Genomic DNA, 18,656 nt, shown 5'->3' on the forward strand with positions numbered 1-18,656 from the left:
CTCCTCATTATGTACACTAGAATAAGTTTAAAATGTTAGTGATTTCATACGAGATTCGATATCTTCACTCAATGTTAGTCCAGAACATTCCATCGCACTCATTACCGCACCGGCCACTGGATCTGCCGTTAGACGCACACAGCGTGCTTGCGGTGCGTGCTGAGCAACAACTCTTTCAATCGCATTTGTCAAATAAGTGCCTCTTCCTTTGTTCAGAACACTGCCAATATAAACGATATCAAACTTATCTTCTGTCATATTCAACCGGCGAATAAGGGCAACCACCGCGTTGCCAAGCTCTTCACCTTCCTCTGTTAAAATGTTAATGGCTACTTGATCATCTGCTTCAGCGGCCTCAAACAATGTTTTGGCTAAATCAAGCGGGATGGAAATCTTCTGATCCAATACGTCATCAAATAATTGTTGAACACTACCTATATTCATATGGCGGAGTACCAAATCTGTAAGTGCCGTCTTAGGCCCGCGTCCGTCCCACGCTCGTATAACGGAACGGAATGCGAGCTTCGCCAAGCTCGAACCTGCTCCATAACCATCCCCGTATTTATATCCAAAACCACCATATTGCAGTTCTTCTCCAGCTCGATTCCGCGCAGCACTGTTAAATCCTGTCCCACAAATAATAACTGCGCCGTGAGCTTGATTCGTGCCTGCTCTCATACCAATCATCGTATCGCATGTAATACCATGGCGTGGGAATCCCAAACCCGCTATCATTGGACGCAATACTGCATAGTCTACTTCACGATCCGCTCCAGCCAAGCCGAAGTAAGCATAATCTACCTGCTCATGTGTAATACCCGCTTGTTTCAAAGCACTCTCACAAGCTTGACGAATGTTAATTTCTGCTGCTTGGCGATTAGTCTGATGATTACCATTGCCTGCAAGCCCCTTGCCAAGCACGATACCATTGTGATTGGTGAGGACAGCATGCGTCTTGCTTCCACCTGCGTCTACACCCAAGAAAATGCCCATCGTTCTCTCTCCTGTCGTACCTAGAGTCAGTAATCGTTAGCTCTAAATCCATTTATCTATTGCTAACGATACACCGTTGCAGATCGCAAAACTACTACTATACTTTCAATGACTGATACTATCTTACTGTCTCTACAAAATTGGAACCGCCTTCATAGTGTTGTCTTACATCGCTTGGCGAGGTTCCAATATGCTGCTTGAACAATCGATTGAAGTTGGATAAGTTGCGGAAGCCGCATCGTTCTGCAATATCAATAACTTTAAGCTCCGTCGATTCTAGCAAATGAACCGCTTGGGTCAATCGAAGCTGAATCAAATAATCCATCGGTGACGTACCTACCGTTTGTTGGAATAACGCGCTAAAGCGTGACGGGCTTAAATGCACGAAATCCGCCAACTCACCAAGCGTCCAAGGGTACGCCATATTCATTTCCATCGTATGAATAATTTCCTTTATCGCATTCATTCCTCGGTGCTTCACCGGAGTCAGAGGAACTTCAGATAATGCTAAATGACGATTGGCAAGTGCGAGAAACTGCAGCAAGTAGGCGCGGGCGAGGGTCATTGCAGAAGGTCGTTCATCCTTGATTTCATCCATTATCGCTCTAAAAAGATGAATGAAGTCTGTAGACACCCACTGCTCACCCTCAACAAGTGGAGAGAACGACACTCCCATTTCGCGGAAGGGACGCAAGATGTCTGGGTCATATTTCAGATCAACTGCTAATAAAGAAGGTTCGAATAAAATAACATCCATCACGAGCTGCTCCTGTTCGAATGCACGATGAACATCATTTCCATTTATCATAATCAAATCGCCTTGTTTAAAAGGTACCTTGATACCATTAATCAAGTAATATCCGGAACCTTGACGAATATAATTCATCTCCATTGCGACATGCCAATGAAGCCGCTGGAATCCAGGGCTTACTCCTTCTGTCGTCGTTGCCATTAAAGGGAATGAAGGGTTATTGAATTGGGTTTTATCACGTTCTATCATATGGGGTCTTACCATTCAACAGCCACTCCTTTCAAACACATCCTATGTCACGATTTCGATATAAATACGACTTATCCTCTTTTATAAACTAACTTTCTTTCATAAGAAGAGAAAGCCTAGTCATGCAACAGATGATAATGAAATTATTTATACCGTAAATTCACATGGGAAGCAATCAAATTATAGCTATCGTCCACCTAATTATTGGTCATTATAGGAAATCAATTCTTTAGAGTCAATAATCGAGCATCTAAGATCAATTAGTAAAACAAAAAAGCCCCCAACCACGGTTCAGGAACTGGCTGCGCTGATTGTAAGATAGCGACAGTTCCGAATCAAGCGGAAATGGAGACTTTTTACTTGTTTATTAGATTATGCCGATGAATCATAAGTTCATCCCAGATAAGGTTTGCTAGAAATACGAAGCCCTATTAGTTAATGTACGCAGCAAACAACTCAAAGTCTGTGCTTTTGTACTTCGTTGCACCGAACTCGAAGTAGACATAGGTGCTGCTGAACGCAGTCCAGCCTTTAGGGAAGTACTTAAAGGAGAATGATTGGCTGTATTCGTTCTTATCACTAATAGTAAATACTTCAACTTGATCCAACGTAACTGCCTTCATTGCTTTTGCATAGTCTGCTATTTTTTCTTTGGAATTCGCAGCGATAACTTCGTCTACTTTCTTTTTGAACATATCTTTGTAGTGTTGATGTCCGTTACGAATTGGAGAGTCTGGGTATTTATCAGCTGTAATTTTCGTAATATATTCATCGTACTTTTTCGTACTGCCTGTTTCGAGCGCTTCACCGTACAATTTAATAAGCGTTACTGCTTGCTCACGCATTTTTTTCGTTGTCTCTTCTTTATTACCTAGCTTAATAATGCCATTAGCTTGCGGAACTTCAACTGGCTTAGTAGGCTTTTCAGTTGGTGTAGAAGTACCGCCAGTAGAACCTTTGCCTGTATGAATTGTAATCGTTTGCGTAGTACCATTCCATTTCACTTCAGCACCAACGGCCTCACCAACTGCACGAGCCGGCAAGTAAGTCGTCCCTTTATACACAACAGGAGCCAATTTGCTACCGTTATCACTTTTAGGTGTCCACTCGTTACCATCTACTTTGAATTGAACTTTATGATTCAGGAACGCCGAAATTTTCTCCATTCCATTTGAAGCAACGACAGCTACTGCACCAGACATAAGACTTACAGAAACCATAGTTGCGATAAAAATAGACTTCTTCATTTTGACCATTTTCATGAGCGAATTAACCCCTTTTGTACAAATTTAAAATAGAACATAATTTCTATTATTTTCATATGTAATGTTTATATTTTGCGATAGATACCGATAAAATACAAGACTTTTCCTTCTCTTCCATTCCTTTTTGATCCATTTAGACTATTTAAATATTAGATCAATTCTATCAACAAGCATAAAAACAAGAGGCTAAAGAAATATCTTCGCCCCTGTTCGTTATTTTTGACTAGGATTGCACATCTTAATGAAAAGGTAACCCTTATAAGCTATAAAATGTACACGCTATCGTACTTAAAATTCATCCAACATCTGCATAAAGTCATCTTCAGATATAACGTTAAAACCATGCTTCTTCAACAATGCAGCGGTAATTCCGTTCCCCGCTATTTTCTCACCTATAAACTGGCCGTTATAGATCATGGAACTGCCGCAGGATGGACTGTTCTCTTTTAATACAACAAGCGTAGCTTGAAGTTGTTGCGCCAACTCTAATGTACGCATAGCCCCTTCCATATAGGCAGCAGTCACATCTACACCGGCACGATCCCGAATGATAGCCATTCCATCTAACACATCATAGCCATCACCGTCAACAATTTCAGCTGGCTCTCGCGGTGTCGGTAACCCTCCCATAAGCTCAGGACATACCGTTACAGCTTGATTATTCTCCACTAGCCGCTTTACCTTATCATGTAAACAATGAGTACCATTATATCTGACTTCCAAGCCTGCAAGACAAGAACTAACCATGATCATATTGGATACCTCTTTCGCCTATTCGATATGCCGTGTTGTTGTTTCAAGACGATATAGGTCCTTATCATCGTATAGACAAGCTGCGGCATGACATTATCTACCTATTAGACGATCTTCGTTTAAATCCTTCTAGAAATAGGGAAATAACTGCCATCGTTTCTTCCATCGATTGTTTCGAATCTGAGTGCTGCGCATTCCACAGTGCGATTTCATTTAATGCTCCTGATAGAAAATGGGTAATCGCATCGATAGAGACAGGGTGCAGATGTCCCCGTTCCTTCATCATTTGAAGCTGCTCACGCAGCAGACGCATCGAATGCTTCCCGTCTAGCATCCGCCATTCTTCCCAGCCCAAGACAGATGGACCATCGATAAGCATAATATGTTTGCGCCGAGGCTCTACAGCAGCTATGACGAACGCACGGCATCCAAGATGAAGCTGTTCCCATACATCTTCACTCATGGAAGCTGCTTGCTCTACATGCTCGGCAACTTCTGCCTGTACAGATTCAAGCACGATACGGAACAATCCTTTTTTATTTCCAAAATGATGGTAAAGTGCTCCACGCGTTAACTTTGCCTCCTGAACGATCGATTCCAATGACGCATCTGCATATCCATGCTCCGTAAAATGGGCTCTGCCCACTTCAATCAACTGACGTATCGTTACATCCGTATCTGCTTTGTTTCTCTTCATTTCCTCCTACATATCTCCATTCGATTGATATTGTTATCCCCTACATCTATCTAGTCTTGCTACATTTTCTTTATGTTTTGCTATCGTCCCAAACGCTTTCATTATACTGACTTACAAACTCTTCTGAAGGAGGAATGATTGTGATGACATCGATCAATACCCCATTCGGATCAGCCGTAATAAAATGTCTCTGTCCGAACGCTTCATCCTTTATGTCCGAGTGAAGGGGCAGCTTCGCTGTTTGAATTAATCGCTCATACTCTGCGTCTACATCCTCTACTTCAAAGTTTAAAAGTAAGCCCTGTACTTTATGTTGAAAAGCAGCAGGTATCGTTGCATGAGCAGGGTCCATAATGGCTAGCTCATATGATCGATCACCGTGAGACAATCGCAAACTTACATACCAATCTGACTCAAAAACAGCCTCGAAACCGAAGTACTCCTTGTAAAAGACAGAGCTTGCAGCAACTTGTTCGGACAAAACGACAGGATAAAAGCTGGATAATTTCATACGAGCACTCTCCTTCAATATTTAGCATGATTTCAATTTAACATACATACTGAATGTATGTAAACTATGTATTTACTTAAATATGCTCAACCTTTTTTTCACAAACACACGTGGAAAATGAATCGGAATTTTGTTCATTCATAACGAACTTTTTTTCGTATTTGACGACATCAATTTTATAAGTTATAGTTATTTCATTACTAAAAGTAAGTATATTAAATGCAGCTATGACCTGTAATGGACCCATTTTAAAATGCCACTATACACGGAACATATGAAATATACACAAGGAGGCAATCATTATGCATTTCCATCGCGAACCGAACACTTTTGTAGGCCAAGTCAACCTAAAGGTGCAAAATATAGAACGCTCCCTTACTTTCTATCAAGAAGTCATTGGGTTTAAAATACTGAAACGGTCTGATAAAAGTGCAGAATTGACTGCTGACGGCAAAACAACTCTGTTAAAGATTGAGCAGCCCGAGCACGTTCTACCGAAGCAGCCAAGAACTACTGGACTTTATCATTTCGCCTTATTGCTGCCAGAGCGCTCGGATCTAGCTCATGTCGTTCGTCACTTTGTAGAGCATGATATCCAGATTGGATCGGCCGATCACCTTGTAAGTGAAGCTCTGTATTTATCTGATCCAGACGGAAATGGAATCGAGATCTATGCTGATCGTGACCCTAATGCGTGGGATTGGCATAATGATATCGTGGCCATGACAACAGAGCCATTACATTTCCCCGAGCTTATGACCAATGAAACGGGAAGATGGAGCGGCCTTCCAGATCGAACGATTATGGGGCATATTCATCTTCATGTTGCGGATTTAGCTAGAGCAGAGCAATTTTATATAAATGGTCTTGGATTTGAAGTGGTAAACCGCTTCGGCCCTCAGGCACTATTTATTTCGACAGGTAAATACCATCATCATATTGGATTAAACACATGGGCTGGAGTTGGCGCTCCTACACCACCCCCGAACAGCACAGGCCTGGAATCCTATGCAATCGTGTTCCCCACTGCTGCTAATAGACAACGAGTTATTGCTCAGTTAAAAGAAATCGGTGAAAAGGTCCAAGAAGAAGATGGTCACCTCATAACGATAGATCCGTCAGGAAACCGAATTCAATTACAAGTCTGATCCGCCGCGATGTCAGTCGCTATTTCCATTCAAATGAATGGACCTAACACCCTGCCTTCCATTTTGGCAGGGTGTATTTGTATGTCCGCGATTTTCTTTCAATATTTCATCGAACTTATAAGCAGTCATTCCTTTTCTAAGTGTATTACTTGGAGGGGCTGCACTCTGGTATACTTGGTATATGTACAGCGATAATATGAATACACTAGACTTCCCTTGGTACGGATAGATCCAAGCAATATAGTGATTCCCATTATCGTCGTAGCTTTATTATTGCTCGGGAAATTAAATCAGACAAAATCCAAATAATTGCGACAATTGAGGCGATGTTAGATGAACCAAGACCATAAACCAGAAGGAAAACAATCGTTTATTGCAGCTGCAAGACGGGAGCAAATTATTGAGGCTGCTGTTCAAACCCTTGATGATATTGGGTATGTAAATGCCAGTTTAGCTAAAATAGCAAAACGAGCTGGGATTAGCACAGCGCTTATCTCCTACCACTTTTCGGATAAGAATGATCTGATGAATCATTTGCTCATCAAGCTGGTAGAGCGTTCCACTTCGTATGTGCTAGAGAGAGTTGCTCAGGGAAATACACCTGAAGAGAAGCTAGAAGCCTTTATCACTGCCAGCCTAGCCTATCAAGTCACGCATCCTGCTCATCAAACCGCACTGATCGAAATTATTTTCAATGCGCGAACACCTGAGCAAGTTCCGTATTACAAATTAGGTGCTGAGGAAGACGAGGAAGATGCGTTAGTAAGTACGCTGCAGCATATTTTGCGAGAAGGTCAGCAGCAAGGTGTGTTCGGAAACTTCCATGTAGCCATCATGTCAAATGTCATTCAAGGTGCGATTGGTGAGTTCTTGCTGAATCCTTCCACGAAAGATGTAGATTTAGAGACGTACAGCAGTGAACTTATTCGTATTATTCAACAAGCCACCATGAAACTGTAAAGCAGGAACTGGCCTAGCCTGCTTAGTCATGACAAGCTGATTACACAGAACATTTATAAACGAATAAGTACATATGCGGCAACACAAAGAGACAGCGAGGGTGAACCTTTCACCTACGCTGTCTCGCTGTATGTCTACTTTTAATGAACAATGCCAACCTCCTCATTTTGAGGCGCAAACAGCTCTGCGTCAGGCCCCGTCGGAAGGCGCTCCCTCATCCAATCAAGACGCTGTAGAAACTGCTTTGTCCGTTCCTGAGTCGGAGCATCAAATACTTGATCCGGTGACCCTTCCTCAACAACGACACCTTGATCTAGGAAGACAACATGATCAGCAATTAGGCGAGCAAATTGCATTTCATGCGTGACAATGACCATGGTCATCCCTTCTTGCTTGAGATCGTCCATAACATTAAGTACTTCCCCCACAATCTCAGGATCAAGCGCAGAAGTAGGTTCATCAAACAGCAATACATTCGGTTCCAATGCCAATGCTCTCGCAATACCGACGCGCTGCTGCTGTCCCCCAGACAGCTGAAATGGATACGAATCTGCCTTATCAGCCAAGCCGACCTTCTTTAATAGCCGAAGTGCTGCTGCACGAGCTTCTACTTTTGCTTGACGTCGAACGGTCACGAGCCCTTCCATTACATTTTGCACCGCCGTCATATGCGGAAATAAATGGTGGGCTTGAAACACCATCCCTGTATGCAATCGTATTTTCATCACATCTGTCTGCTTGATCGAATCCCCATCCTTCAATTGCAGAGAATCGTCTGCAATACGTAAATAACCGCTCGTCGGCTGCTCCAGCAAATTCAAACAGCGCAGTAAAGTTGATTTACCTGATCCAGAAGGCCCAATAATAACGACTGTCTCTCCCTTATTTACGCGCAGATCAATATGTTTTAAGATGGGGACGTTTCCAAAGCTCTTGTTTATGTCTTTTAACCGAATCATAACGTAGCCCCCTTATCGAACCGTATAGCGTTCAAAGTATTTCTCCACTCTTGCTTGCAGTGCAGACAAGATCGTACTGAAAAACAAATAAATTAAGGCTACCTCACAGTAAATAAGCATGTGCTCGTAAGTTACTGCTGCAATTTGCTGGGCACGTTGGAACATTTCCGTCACCGTAATCGTAGCAGCCAAGGAAGTATCTTTAACTAAACTAATAAATGAATTCGATAATGGCGGTACCGATACTCGAGCTGCTTGAGGCAAAATAATACGACGTAAAATTTGACTGCGTGTCATACCAAGCGACTCCGCCGCTTCCCACTGCCCTTTTGGAATCGACTGAATAGCAGCTCGCATCACTTCTGCATTGTATGCGCCAACACTAAGCGAGAACCCAATGATGGCGGCTGGAAATGCACCTATTGTAATACCTAAGCTCGGAAGTCCATAGAAAATAATAAACAGCTGCACGAGCAATGGCGTTCCACGTATAATCCATACATAGAACCGCGCAAGCCATACCAATGGCTTAATGGATGACAAGCGAGCAAGCGCAGTTAACAACGCCAACACGAGGCCAATAGCAAAAGAGATCAGTGTAAGCGGAATTGCGAACAGCAATCCAGCTTTCAATAACGGCCACAGGGAGTCAAGAAATATTTCCAAATATTTATTATCCACGAGCGATCACCCAATTATTTTGAAATGTCGGCATTAAAGTATTTCTGAGAAATGGCTACATACGTGCCGTCTGCTTTCATATCCGCAAGTGCTTTGTTAATCGCATCAACAAGCTCCTGCTCACCTTTAGCAATCAATACACCGCTTCTGGAAGCATTCGGATGCTCATCGACAACTTTTACTTTTGCATCAGGACGATGTTTCTTAAAGTCTAAGAAAGACAAACCATCATTAATCGTCACATCAATACGCTTGGAAACTAGCAATTCGATCGCTTGGTTGAAGCCATCTGTTTGTACAATTTCCGCACCGTTTTCCTTAGCGATCTCAGTTAAGTTAGATGTCAAGGATTGACCAGCCTTCTTACCTTTAATATCAGACAAAGACTTGATATCAGTCGTTTCCTCATGCACAATGAGTACGGCTTTTGACACACTATAAGGATCAGAGAAGTCATACTTCTTCTTACGATCTTCGTTGATGGACACTTGATTCACAACAATATCAAACCGCTTACTATCCAAGCCTGCAAACATGCCATCCCATTTTGCTTCGTGAAATTCTGGTGTTACACCTAAGCGTTTTGCTATCTCTTCAGCAAGCTCTACGTCAAAGCCTGTCAGCTTACCGCTAGCATCATGAAACGTAAACGGAGGATATGTTCCTTCTGTACCGATACGAATCTTGCCGTTTGCTTTAATTTGCGCAAGCAAATGGTTCGCTTCTGTACTTTGGCCAGCTCCCGACTTGGTGCTATCACTTTGACTGCCGCATGCTGCCAGTACCATTGTGACAAATGCAAGGAACAATATTGTTAGCGTCTTTTTCTTCATATCGTACAGCCCCCTAAACATGTAATATCACCATTTGCAAGCCATTATTTCGTTGCTATTTGACTCCGTGCATTCGATGATTGTTCCGATAATATCACGCATTTCGATTCTGTACAATCTTTTTTTCTTATAATTCCGATGAATTAACTAAGTTTTAAATTAATTAGCTAAAATCATTACCTATCATGTAGATAGCTTCTTCGTAAGAACAATAGTTTATTCCACATTTTAGCCTTATTCGCAATAATAACTGTAGGGTATGTAGTGGCTTTCTCAGGGATTACGAGCATTTTCCAACTCAGATTCGTTTATAATCGAAATAAACTGAAGCGCAAGCTCACCATTACGATAACTTGAGCCATTTACAGAGTGTTCGGCAAATGTCTCCTTGCCCTTGCGATCATATGCATGCCATACGATCCGTACTAAGGCAGAAGACGCCATCCAGCCAAAATTATCGGATGATCGCTCACGTCTATTTACTCGAGCCTCTTCTTCCATTAAACGTATCCAGTCATCAGGCACAGGAATGGCACCATATCGACGCTCTTCTACAGGCACGGATATAGACATCTGAACACTAGGCGTATATCGTTGCGAGCCATCGCTTATTTGGTAATGTACACCTCTTAAGAGATGATACTTCAGCACTCCTACTTCATCCTGCGGATCAACATGATATACGATATATTGCTTAGACGGCTCTCCATTGAACTCCCAAATATAAGGCTCACCCTTTTCCAAAATCCCACCCATTACCCATTGAGTACGATCCCACCTCCAAAAGCTTTGTCCATAACTACCTTCCTTTGAAATATAAGGAACATAGACGTGCCGATCATCTAACGAGATTACATCTACAATCTCTTGCGCTTCGACGCCAAAGGAGTGTTTACGAATCTCTTCAAGCATAGCTTGACGACTAGGGATTGGACTCGGATGCGATGGCAGCCATATAAACCAAATGCAGCTAAAAATGACTGCCAATAGTACTATTCCAGCTATTGTCCACTGTTTCTTTCTACTGTGCATCGTTAACCTCCTTCTTAAGGAGTGACTCTCCGACCCGATAGTATAGCTGCTGTTCAGGTGTCGTAAGCAATAATCCTTTCCCGTCGTGTTCGATATAAATGGTTGAAGACAGACCGCTTCCCCACCGAGCCTTTACACCAACGAGCATATAAGGAAACCGCTCACGATTATAATGAGATTGTGTGCTCATAACTGACTGACGATGCCACTCATCGACCTGCATATCCGTAGGAACTAGATGTTCTAATTGCTCTTGAAGTCGATTTTTATTGAATTCGGCTGGCTGTGCTGAAGAATGAATTGAAATGAGAGCGGCATTATCGAGGTAGGAAATGTAGGTTGCCGGATTAGACTTTGGATACACGCCTTCATGAATAAAGCTAATAACAATCGTGAGAAAGAGGAACAAATAATTGGAACAGAAACCTAGCCATGCATAAGGACGGTATCTTTCTTTCGATTGTTTCGGTAGAACCGCGAGTAGAAACCATACTCCAAGCGGAAGTATGGCGAGCTTCATTGTTTGTTGATTAAATGTAAAACTAGTTGAGAAAGAGAATAATCCTACGTAGATAACAATAGCAACGACCCTTAGTTTCACAGATTTATCTTGCTTTTTGCGATACATATATATGGCGATAATCAAGACGATTACCCCACCCAAAGCAATGCCGACAGATTGAAAAATGTTATATTGGCTGTATCCATTCGTCTCAGCAACCATTAGCTCACCTCTCCAACACTCTAAAATCACCTCATCAACAGAGCGTTCTTTCCGTTTATTCGTTTATTTTCTTATTCAACATCGTATTTGCATATTCCTTGCTTTCTAAATGAAACGAACCCTGAGCGCCTGGTAATCAAAATAAAAAAGAACCCGCTGCTCAGCACACATATGACATCGTGTCTGGGCTGCGAGTTCTACTTTGTTAACTTCCTTAGGTGACTATCATCTATCTCTAATCATTTATGTTGCATGTTAATTCACATGCTAAATTGAGATATTACTTTCCTTCTACAGCTGCAGGCTCTGGAGCCATCTTCTTCGCTAGGAAAATAGCCACAAATACAGCTGTAATACCACCAACCAGCTTACCGACGATCATCGGGAAGATCATTTCTTTTGCTACCCCAGCTGTGAAGCCAAGGTGATCACCGAACACGAATGCTGCGGATACTGCGAAAGCAACGTTGATGACTTTACCACGAGCGTCCATGTCTTTCATCATACCGAACATTGGAATAACGTTAGCAAGTGTCGCAACCATACCAGCTGCTGCAACTTCGTTCATGCCAAGCAATTTACCCATTTTCATCAATGGCTTGTTGAACAGCTTCGTGATAACAAATACCATCGCGAAAGCACCTGCCAAAACGATAGCAATGTGACCAACAATTTCGATTCCTTCACTAATTGGAGCCATACCAGGAATAATCGTAACATCTGTAAGCTGATGAATAATAGCTACTGCAAGACCTAGTGTAGCTACAATTACGATAAATTGACCAAAGATCGTGAAGCCTTTAATCATCCCTTGCGGGAACTTCCACAAACCAAGTGCGATAAGTACTGCGAAAATAATAATTGGTACTAGGTTGGATAAAATCATGCCAATCGAGAAGCCTGCAACCAATCCACCAACCAAGCATCCAAGTGGAATGGTAATAATACCAGCCAATACACCCGTTGCAAGGAACTTGTGGTCATCTTTCTTAATGATACCTAGTGCAACTGGAATAATAAATACGATTGTCGGTCCTAACATTGCGCCTAAAATCGTACCTGCGAACAATCCTGCTTCAGGTGTGTTCGCTAGCTCCATCGCAAGTGAATATCCACCCATATCATTCGCTAACAGTGTAGTCGCGAACATAGCTGGGTCTGCGCCAAGCGCGCTATAAATCGGAACAACGATCGGACTTAATACTTTTGCCAAGACCGGAGATAGAGAAATGATCCCTACCATCGCAAGGGTCAAAGACCCCATCGCCATAATCCCTTCATCGAATTGATGTCCCAATCCGAATTTGTTTCCAATGGCTTTATCAAGCGCACCGAGAACCATAAATAGTACCATGGCGTAGATAATAATTTCGTTGATTTCCACGAAGGTGATCCCCCATTCTTATGATGAGCGTTCTTACAATGATCTTTCTATAATGACCTCTTAGCGGAACTGCTGCTTGATTTCTTCGCTTGGAGAGCGCAGCACCGTCGTATGAATGATCCGCTTCTGATCCATAGCGGAAATAAAGACGTTCATTCCTTGCTCCACGTCGCTGACGCTTCCTGTAAATGCGGCGAGAAATTTGCCGCCAATTGCCATGCCGAGGTTCATTTTTTTCACATGTATATCGCACTGCTTCAAAGCTTCATTAAGAGCAAAAATACCAGAAGACACGGTAGATGTTTCTATGATACCGATCGCATCTACAGCAATAGAGGACTTACGTCCTTTTAGCCCTTCGATGATGTCAGCATGAATGCCCTGCAGCACAAAGTCACTAATGCGATAGTCGCCTGCCTCTACTTTGGCTGTTGCCATCGCAACTTCTACATCAGCCGTGTCACCGCTCATAATGATTAGAAACTTACCTGGGCATATCGGCTTGAGATGATGAACCGTCACAGGTGAAGTTTTCAGCATCTGATCAGCCGTCTCATAGCCCTTGCTGATGCTTCGCAGCTCAACGACGCCTACTGCACTAGTCATGGGATACCTCGATAGAATCGACGATTCCCACGATCACTGCATCCACAGGAACATCCGAATTCGATATCGACGTTCGGGCAGCGCTTCCTGTCGTCACAAGCACCGTATCGCCAATACCTGCACCCGCATTATCCGCAGCAACAATGCTGTCGCGCGGAATCGCTCCATCCTCATGCGTTATGGGCTTCACTACCAAAAAGGTCAACCCATTAAGCTTGTTGTCTTTACGAGTAGCCCACAGGCTGCCTACCACTCTTCCCACGATCATCGGGTTCACCTCACCTTGCCGTTATCTTCTGTGTACTTGCATCTGCTGCATACGCAAATAATCTTGCGCCAGCGGCGTGATAATGCTGCGCTTACTAATTACGATTTCATCGCGATGGTGCGATTGACGGAACTTCTTCACAACTGCTTCCGTGATTACTTTTGAAGTCAACACTTCGGGTGTCATTGCTTCTGTCGGTTCTGCTGTGCTGACTTGAGGAATCGTGCAAGATGAAGCCGTTGCTTCCGTATGTGTACGCGTGAGCGAGCATCTCAATTGAGCATCGGATTGCTGCTGGTCGTGTTGTAATTGCTTCACTTCCTGCTTCGGATCTTGATGACTCATATTTTCAGCAGATGTCTCCACAGACACTGCAGCACCTGAACGATTCTCTTGGCATACCGATAACAATTCCGCAGTCTTGATCGTTCTGATCCCGTAATTGCTAAGCTGATGAGCAAAACCTTCATACAACTTGTACAAATGGATAGGAGCCGTTGCTTTGTATTTGCGATAAAGCAATCCTTCTTCCAACACGACAACTTGTCTGCCTTTGAGAAGCATCGTCAACACAAATCGTTCACGCGGTCCTGCACTAAGTCCATTTGCTAAATTAGCAAGCAGTTGGAGACATACTTTTGGAATAATGAGCAAATCACAATCTCGCATCGATGCTTCATAATAGGAAACCTCAACATGCGGATTCAGCATACTTTCTAACTCTGGAAGCGATTCCATAGATAGTAGTACCGCTCGTTTTTTCGTTACTGTCGATTGATCTTGTTTCATCTGCTCAAGTCTTCGCATCACTTCATCCGTTACCGCCTGAATGAGTGCGGCCTGTTGATGAGCTTCTAAGTTCATTTTTTCACCCCCTGTAAGGATAGATTGAACAAAAAGATACTACTTAGCGTATAGGAAGTAGCATCTCATCATATAAAAAACGAAGTGGTCGCCTTTGTCGTCGAGCTCCCACTGTGAAAGCATTCATTCATAGAAAGAACTCGACGACAACAGCGATCGAAAGCAATACCTGCTACTCCCACTTTGACAAGCACAATGCTGCGCTCGAACTTTTACTTGGTTTTCTTTAAAATTTGGCCCTTCGTACCTTTTACAAAGCCGCATGCATTCGCTTCGTCATAATCGATATGCATATACGTCTCAAAGTTAGGGCTAACACGAATGAGTACATCGTCGAAAATAAGTGGACGTTTGCCCATTACTTTTACCTGCACGATCTCACCATTTGTCACGTTAAATTTCGCTGCATCTTCTGCCTTTACGTGAATGTGGCGCTGTGCTGCGATAAGACCTTGATCAAGCTTGTGCACATTGCTGCCAGCAGCAATAATAACACCAGGTGTTCCCTCAATTTTTCCGCTCTCTCTTACAGGTACAGACACACCTAGTACGACTGAATCCGTAAGTGAAATTTCCACTTGGGACTGTTTACGCTCTGGTCCAAGTACGATAACATTGTGCAAGCTGCCTTTTGGTCCGATTAGCGTAACACGCTCTTTACAAGCGTATTGTCCTGGTTGAGAAAGATCGCGTGCTTTCGTCAATTGATAGCCTTCACCGAACAAAGCATCGATTGCTTCACGATTCAAATGAACGTGTTTGCCTGATGCTTCTACCTCGAAGCAAGCTTCATCCTGTACGCGTTTAATAACTTCATTTACAATGCTTTCAACTAGCTGATTATCCATTCTGCTCACCTCATCAGTTGTACGATCTTAGTTGTACTGTCCTACGCGGATGCGGAACATAATAATCCAGAACAACGAAGAGAGTCGATTCAATGATAAAATGATATCTTCACGATCGGCTTCGCCGTGTTCCTTCTTGAAGGCTTGATAAGCCAGCAGTTCCGTCTCCCTCGTCATTGTGCGCAACGCATTTATGACAACAACCGCTTCGCCCATATCAAAGCTGGGTTGAAAATGTTCCAATCCAAAATGCTTCTTGGGAAAATGAGACTGCGCCCGCAGTTCCTCAGAAGTCATCCCAAGCAAATGAAATTGTTCAATCGGTTCACTTAACACTTCACATCGAACGATGCGTCTTACAAATTGCAATACTTCTTCCAAATCCTCGACCAGCTTGGTCATGTTCAGCTTGTGACAGCTGATTTGTGCTTCTAATAGTTTCGTTTCTAGCGAATCTAGTTTGCCGCGGAACAAAATCCGAGGATGATCTTTAAACACCAGCATATTTCCATACAAATGAGTCATATGCTCTGGCTTTGTTTCTAGAAAACCACCATATAACGTACGAAAACGCTTTTTCATTGCCGTTTGTGGCTCGGTGTCTAAATTTTTCGTAATTTGAAGCTTTACTTCCCGCTGTGAAGCGGAAGATGCTGCGGACGTATTAGCTAGCTCTGATGCCTCTGTCGTTGCTGACGTCTTGATTGATGTCTCCGTCTCAGAAGCGGAAGCTTGACCAGGTTGTACGAAGCGAAGCTCGATCTGATGATCCGTTAGGAAGCTCTTGGCAGAAGGCGTCAAAATTGTCCCCTTCACTACTTCATAAACGGCAACCTCTTTCAAGTTCTGATTGCGAAAGTGCTTGCGCAGTTCGCTTTCCGTTATAACAGCCATATTCTCACATCCTTTACATGCGGCTGTTTGAGCCGCTGCCTTTAGAGAAAATCGCTATAGGCAAGATGGGGGTGCAAGTTTACACCGCACCCTCCAACCTAACCTTTAGGTAAAAATCATTTATTATTTCATGAGCCGTGAACTTGAATAAACTAGCATAATGCGTAATGCCTAAATAGGAGAGATCCTATGCTTCCAGAACGAAATTACTCCGTAATTTTTGTTTTTGGAAGAATTGCGTCTACTTCAGTGTGTGGTCTTGGAATTACGTGTACGGACAACAACTCACCTACACGCTCAGCTGCTGCTGCACCTGCGTCTGTAGCTGCTTTAACTGCACCTACGTCACCACGTACCATTACTGTTACTAGACCTGCACCGATTTGCTCTTTACCGATAAGTGTAACGTTTGCTGCTTTTACCATTGCGTCTGCTGCTTCGATTGCGCCTACCAAACCTTTAGTTTCTACCATTCCTAGTGCGTTTGCGTTTGCCATTGTAAATTCCTCCTAAGTTATATGTGAAATTAGTGAATAAATAGATATATATAAACAGTTGCTCGCAATAGCAGTTGGGAAACAATACATTTTTCATTCGCTGTTGTCCTTGAGTTTTTATATAACTATTGGGGAAAAACTCATCTATAACGTCGAACCATGCCATTGTTTAAAATGATTCTGCTCCCTTTCGCCATTACGAGCGGTTGCTTATAACCAGTCCAAAATAAGAAAACGAGAACAATTACATTTTTTCGAGAATGCGAGCTACGATCATGCTGATCAATTGCTCTTTGTCGTCTTGAGAAATAGTTGCTGCTGCTGGAGCAGCTTGTGTTGTTGGTTGTTCAACCAAGTCTTCCAACTCTCTCAATCCGTAAGTCAATTTACGGATGTTAAGCAGGTTCATCGGGCTAACATTGTCGGAAGTAGAGCTTCCGCCTACAGCACCGCATCCCAATGTAAGTGCAGGAGCGATTGCTGTTGTAGCACCAATACCACCTAATGCACCCGGCGTATTAACGAGCAAGCGAGATACTGGCTGCTTAAGTGCGAACTGACGAATGATTTCCTCATTTTCAGAGTGAATCATCATCGTATGTCCAGCACCTTCACCATTCAAGATCTCGATGCTACGCGCGCAAGCCGCTTCCCAATTGTCTTCTGTGTAGAAGGCAAGAATTGGAGCCAACTTCTCACGGGAGTATGGAACGTTGCGGCCAACACTTGTTTCCTCAGCAATGAGGACACGAGTACCAGCTGGTACGTTCAAGTTCGCAAGCTTCGCGATATGGTCAACGCTGCGACCCACGATTTGCGGGTTCATCGTGCCATTCGCACGCATAATGAACTTGCCAAGCTGAACAGCTTCTTCAGCAGTCAGGAAGTATGCTCCCTGCTTCTTGAACTCAGCCATTACCGCTTCCTTGCTGCAAGCTTCTACGATTACTGACTGCTCGGAAGCACAGATCGTACCGTTGTCGAACGTCTTGGAATCCAAGATGCGTTTAACAGCAAGCTCGAAGTTCGCGCTCTTCTCGATGAAGGCAGGACCATTACCAGGACCTACACCGATAGCTGGCGTACCAGAGGAGTAAGCTGCTTTTACCATCGCTTCTCCACCTGTTGCAAGAATGACAGATGTATCTTTATGCTTCATCAATTGATCTGTTCCTTGAATTGTAGGAACTGTCATCGATGCAATTGCACCTTCTGGACAACCAGCTTGTACAGCAGCATCATTGATTACTTTTACCGTCTCCAAAATGCTTTTCAATGCATTCGGATGCGGGGAGAACACAATACTGTTTCCTGCTTTAAGTGAAATTAGCGCTTTATAGATAACTGTAGATGTCGGGTTCGTGGAAGGAATCAATCCCGCAACGACACCAACTGGTACAGCTACATCCATCACTTTGTGGGCTTTATCGTCATTGATAATGCCAACCGTCTTCATATCTTTGATAGACTCATAGACATGTTTAGAAGCGAATGCATTTTTGACGATTTTGTCTTCCCAACGGCCAAAGCCAGTTTCCTCATTAGCCATCTTTGCAAGCTTCTCACGATGTGCATAACCCGCATCTGCGATTGCTTTGACGATAGCGTCGATTTGTGCCTGTGTCATAACAGCCAATTTTGCTTGAGCTTCTTTGGCTTTTTTAATAAGATCACGGACTTCTTGAATGGATCTTAGGTCTTTATCCAGCATTTCCATCAATATTCCTACTCTCCCATTA

General features: G+C 43.2%; 21 protein-coding genes. 2 read left to right on the plus strand and 19 right to left on the minus strand.

The window, feature by feature from the left end; all coding sequences use genetic code 11:
• Nucleotides 1-27: 27 nt before the first annotated feature.
• The 6 genes from H580_RS0120135 to H580_RS0120160 form a co-directional block, all read right to left on the minus strand.
• The gene (locus tag H580_RS0120135; protein ID WP_028596382.1) at nucleotides 28-993 is read right to left on the minus strand and encodes an N-acetylglucosamine kinase; all 966 of its coding nucleotides are present in this window, start codon (nucleotides 991-993) and stop codon (nucleotides 28-30) included.
• A 118-nt stretch (nucleotides 994-1,111) separates the two neighbouring features.
• Nucleotides 1,112-2,008 carry an AraC family transcriptional regulator gene (locus H580_RS0120140; protein ID WP_028596383.1) on the minus strand — a complete coding sequence of 299 codons (897 nt, stop codon included), beginning with the start codon at nucleotides 2,006-2,008 and terminating at the stop codon, nucleotides 1,112-1,114.
• Between the two features lie 416 nt (nucleotides 2,009-2,424).
• The gene (locus tag H580_RS25640; RefSeq protein WP_051217600.1) at nucleotides 2,425-3,255 is read right to left on the minus strand and encodes a stalk domain-containing protein; all 831 of its coding nucleotides are present in this window, start codon (nucleotides 3,253-3,255) and stop codon (nucleotides 2,425-2,427) included.
• A 291-nt stretch (nucleotides 3,256-3,546) separates the two neighbouring features.
• Nucleotides 3,547-4,011 carry a 2-thiouracil desulfurase family protein gene (locus H580_RS0120150; protein WP_028596384.1) on the minus strand — a complete coding sequence of 155 codons (465 nt, stop codon included), beginning with the start codon at nucleotides 4,009-4,011 and terminating at the stop codon, nucleotides 3,547-3,549.
• A gap of 97 nt (nucleotides 4,012-4,108) precedes the next feature.
• A complete protein-coding gene (locus H580_RS0120155) occupies nucleotides 4,109-4,708 on the minus strand; it encodes a TetR/AcrR family transcriptional regulator (protein WP_028596385.1) in 600 nt (199 codons plus the stop codon).
• 70 nt (nucleotides 4,709-4,778) lie between these two features.
• Complete coding sequence (locus H580_RS0120160) at nucleotides 4,779-5,219, minus strand: VOC family protein (RefSeq protein ID WP_028596386.1); 441 nt, start codon at nucleotides 5,217-5,219, stop codon at nucleotides 4,779-4,781.
• Between the two features lie 302 nt (nucleotides 5,220-5,521).
• Here H580_RS0120160 and H580_RS0120170 point away from each other — a divergent pair, with 302 nt between their 5' ends.
• Nucleotides 5,522-6,367: a VOC family protein gene (locus H580_RS0120170; protein WP_028596387.1), complete on the plus strand. Its 846-nt coding sequence runs from the start codon at nucleotides 5,522-5,524 to the stop codon at nucleotides 6,365-6,367.
• A gap of 333 nt (nucleotides 6,368-6,700) precedes the next feature.
• Nucleotides 6,701-7,327, plus strand: coding sequence for a TetR/AcrR family transcriptional regulator (locus H580_RS0120175; protein WP_028596388.1), 627 nt, complete (start codon nucleotides 6,701-6,703; stop codon nucleotides 7,325-7,327).
• Between the two features lie 140 nt (nucleotides 7,328-7,467).
• On the opposite strand, the gene H580_RS24960 is transcribed toward H580_RS0120175, so the two are convergent.
• From H580_RS24960 to H580_RS24965, 13 genes are all read right to left on the minus strand, one after another.
• Nucleotides 7,468-8,286 carry an amino acid ABC transporter ATP-binding protein gene (locus tag H580_RS24960; protein ID WP_051217601.1) on the minus strand — a complete coding sequence of 273 codons (819 nt, stop codon included), beginning with the start codon at nucleotides 8,284-8,286 and terminating at the stop codon, nucleotides 7,468-7,470.
• A gap of 12 nt (nucleotides 8,287-8,298) precedes the next feature.
• On the minus strand, nucleotides 8,299-8,967 hold the full coding sequence (locus H580_RS0120185) for an amino acid ABC transporter permease (RefSeq protein ID WP_028596389.1): 669 nt from the start codon (nucleotides 8,965-8,967) through the stop codon (nucleotides 8,299-8,301).
• 14 nt (nucleotides 8,968-8,981) lie between these two features.
• Nucleotides 8,982-9,800, minus strand: a complete 819-nt coding sequence (locus H580_RS0120190; protein WP_028596390.1) for an amino acid ABC transporter substrate-binding protein — start codon at nucleotides 9,798-9,800, stop codon at nucleotides 8,982-8,984.
• A 273-nt stretch (nucleotides 9,801-10,073) separates the two neighbouring features.
• On the minus strand, nucleotides 10,074-10,832 hold the full coding sequence (locus tag H580_RS0120195; protein ID WP_028596391.1) for a hypothetical protein: 759 nt from the start codon (nucleotides 10,830-10,832) through the stop codon (nucleotides 10,074-10,076).
• Complete coding sequence (locus H580_RS0120200) at nucleotides 10,822-11,556, minus strand: hypothetical protein (RefSeq protein ID WP_051217602.1); 735 nt, start codon at nucleotides 11,554-11,556, stop codon at nucleotides 10,822-10,824. The genes H580_RS0120195 and H580_RS0120200 overlap by 11 nt, the downstream gene beginning before the upstream one ends.
• Nucleotides 11,557-11,836: 280 nt before the next feature.
• A complete protein-coding gene (eutH, locus tag H580_RS0120205; RefSeq protein WP_028596393.1) occupies nucleotides 11,837-12,940 on the minus strand; it encodes an ethanolamine utilization protein EutH in 1,104 nt (367 codons plus the stop codon).
• A 60-nt stretch (nucleotides 12,941-13,000) separates the two neighbouring features.
• Nucleotides 13,001-13,546 carry a BMC domain-containing protein gene (locus H580_RS0120210; protein WP_028596394.1) on the minus strand — a complete coding sequence of 182 codons (546 nt, stop codon included), beginning with the start codon at nucleotides 13,544-13,546 and terminating at the stop codon, nucleotides 13,001-13,003.
• The gene (locus tag H580_RS0120215) at nucleotides 13,539-13,814 is read right to left on the minus strand and encodes a EutN/CcmL family microcompartment protein (RefSeq protein ID WP_028596395.1); all 276 of its coding nucleotides are present in this window, start codon (nucleotides 13,812-13,814) and stop codon (nucleotides 13,539-13,541) included. Before H580_RS0120215 ends, H580_RS0120210 begins: the two co-directional genes overlap by 8 nt.
• Before the next feature lie 21 nt (nucleotides 13,815-13,835).
• Nucleotides 13,836-14,678: a hypothetical protein gene (locus H580_RS26545; RefSeq protein WP_028596396.1), complete on the minus strand. Its 843-nt coding sequence runs from the start codon at nucleotides 14,676-14,678 to the stop codon at nucleotides 13,836-13,838.
• Nucleotides 14,679-14,890: 212 nt separating this feature from the next.
• Complete coding sequence (gene eutD, locus H580_RS0120225) at nucleotides 14,891-15,526, minus strand: ethanolamine utilization phosphate acetyltransferase EutD (RefSeq protein WP_028596397.1); 636 nt, start codon at nucleotides 15,524-15,526, stop codon at nucleotides 14,891-14,893.
• A 27-nt stretch (nucleotides 15,527-15,553) separates the two neighbouring features.
• Nucleotides 15,554-16,420, minus strand: coding sequence for an ethanolamine utilization cobalamin adenosyltransferase (locus H580_RS0120230; RefSeq protein ID WP_028596398.1), 867 nt, complete (start codon nucleotides 16,418-16,420; stop codon nucleotides 15,554-15,556).
• Nucleotides 16,421-16,626: 206 nt separating this feature from the next.
• Nucleotides 16,627-16,917, minus strand: coding sequence for a propanediol utilization microcompartment protein PduA (gene pduA / locus H580_RS0120235; RefSeq protein ID WP_028596399.1), 291 nt, complete (start codon nucleotides 16,915-16,917; stop codon nucleotides 16,627-16,629).
• 244 nt (nucleotides 16,918-17,161) lie between these two features.
• The gene (locus H580_RS24965) at nucleotides 17,162-18,634 is read right to left on the minus strand and encodes an acetaldehyde dehydrogenase (acetylating) (RefSeq protein WP_051217603.1); all 1,473 of its coding nucleotides are present in this window, start codon (nucleotides 18,632-18,634) and stop codon (nucleotides 17,162-17,164) included.
• Nucleotides 18,635-18,656: the final 22 nt, after the last annotated feature.

Origin of the sequence: Paenibacillus assamensis DSM 18201 (assembly GCF_000422445.1) — a bacterium.
Lineage (GTDB): Bacteria > Bacillota > Bacilli > Paenibacillales > Paenibacillaceae > Paenibacillus_B > Paenibacillus_B assamensis.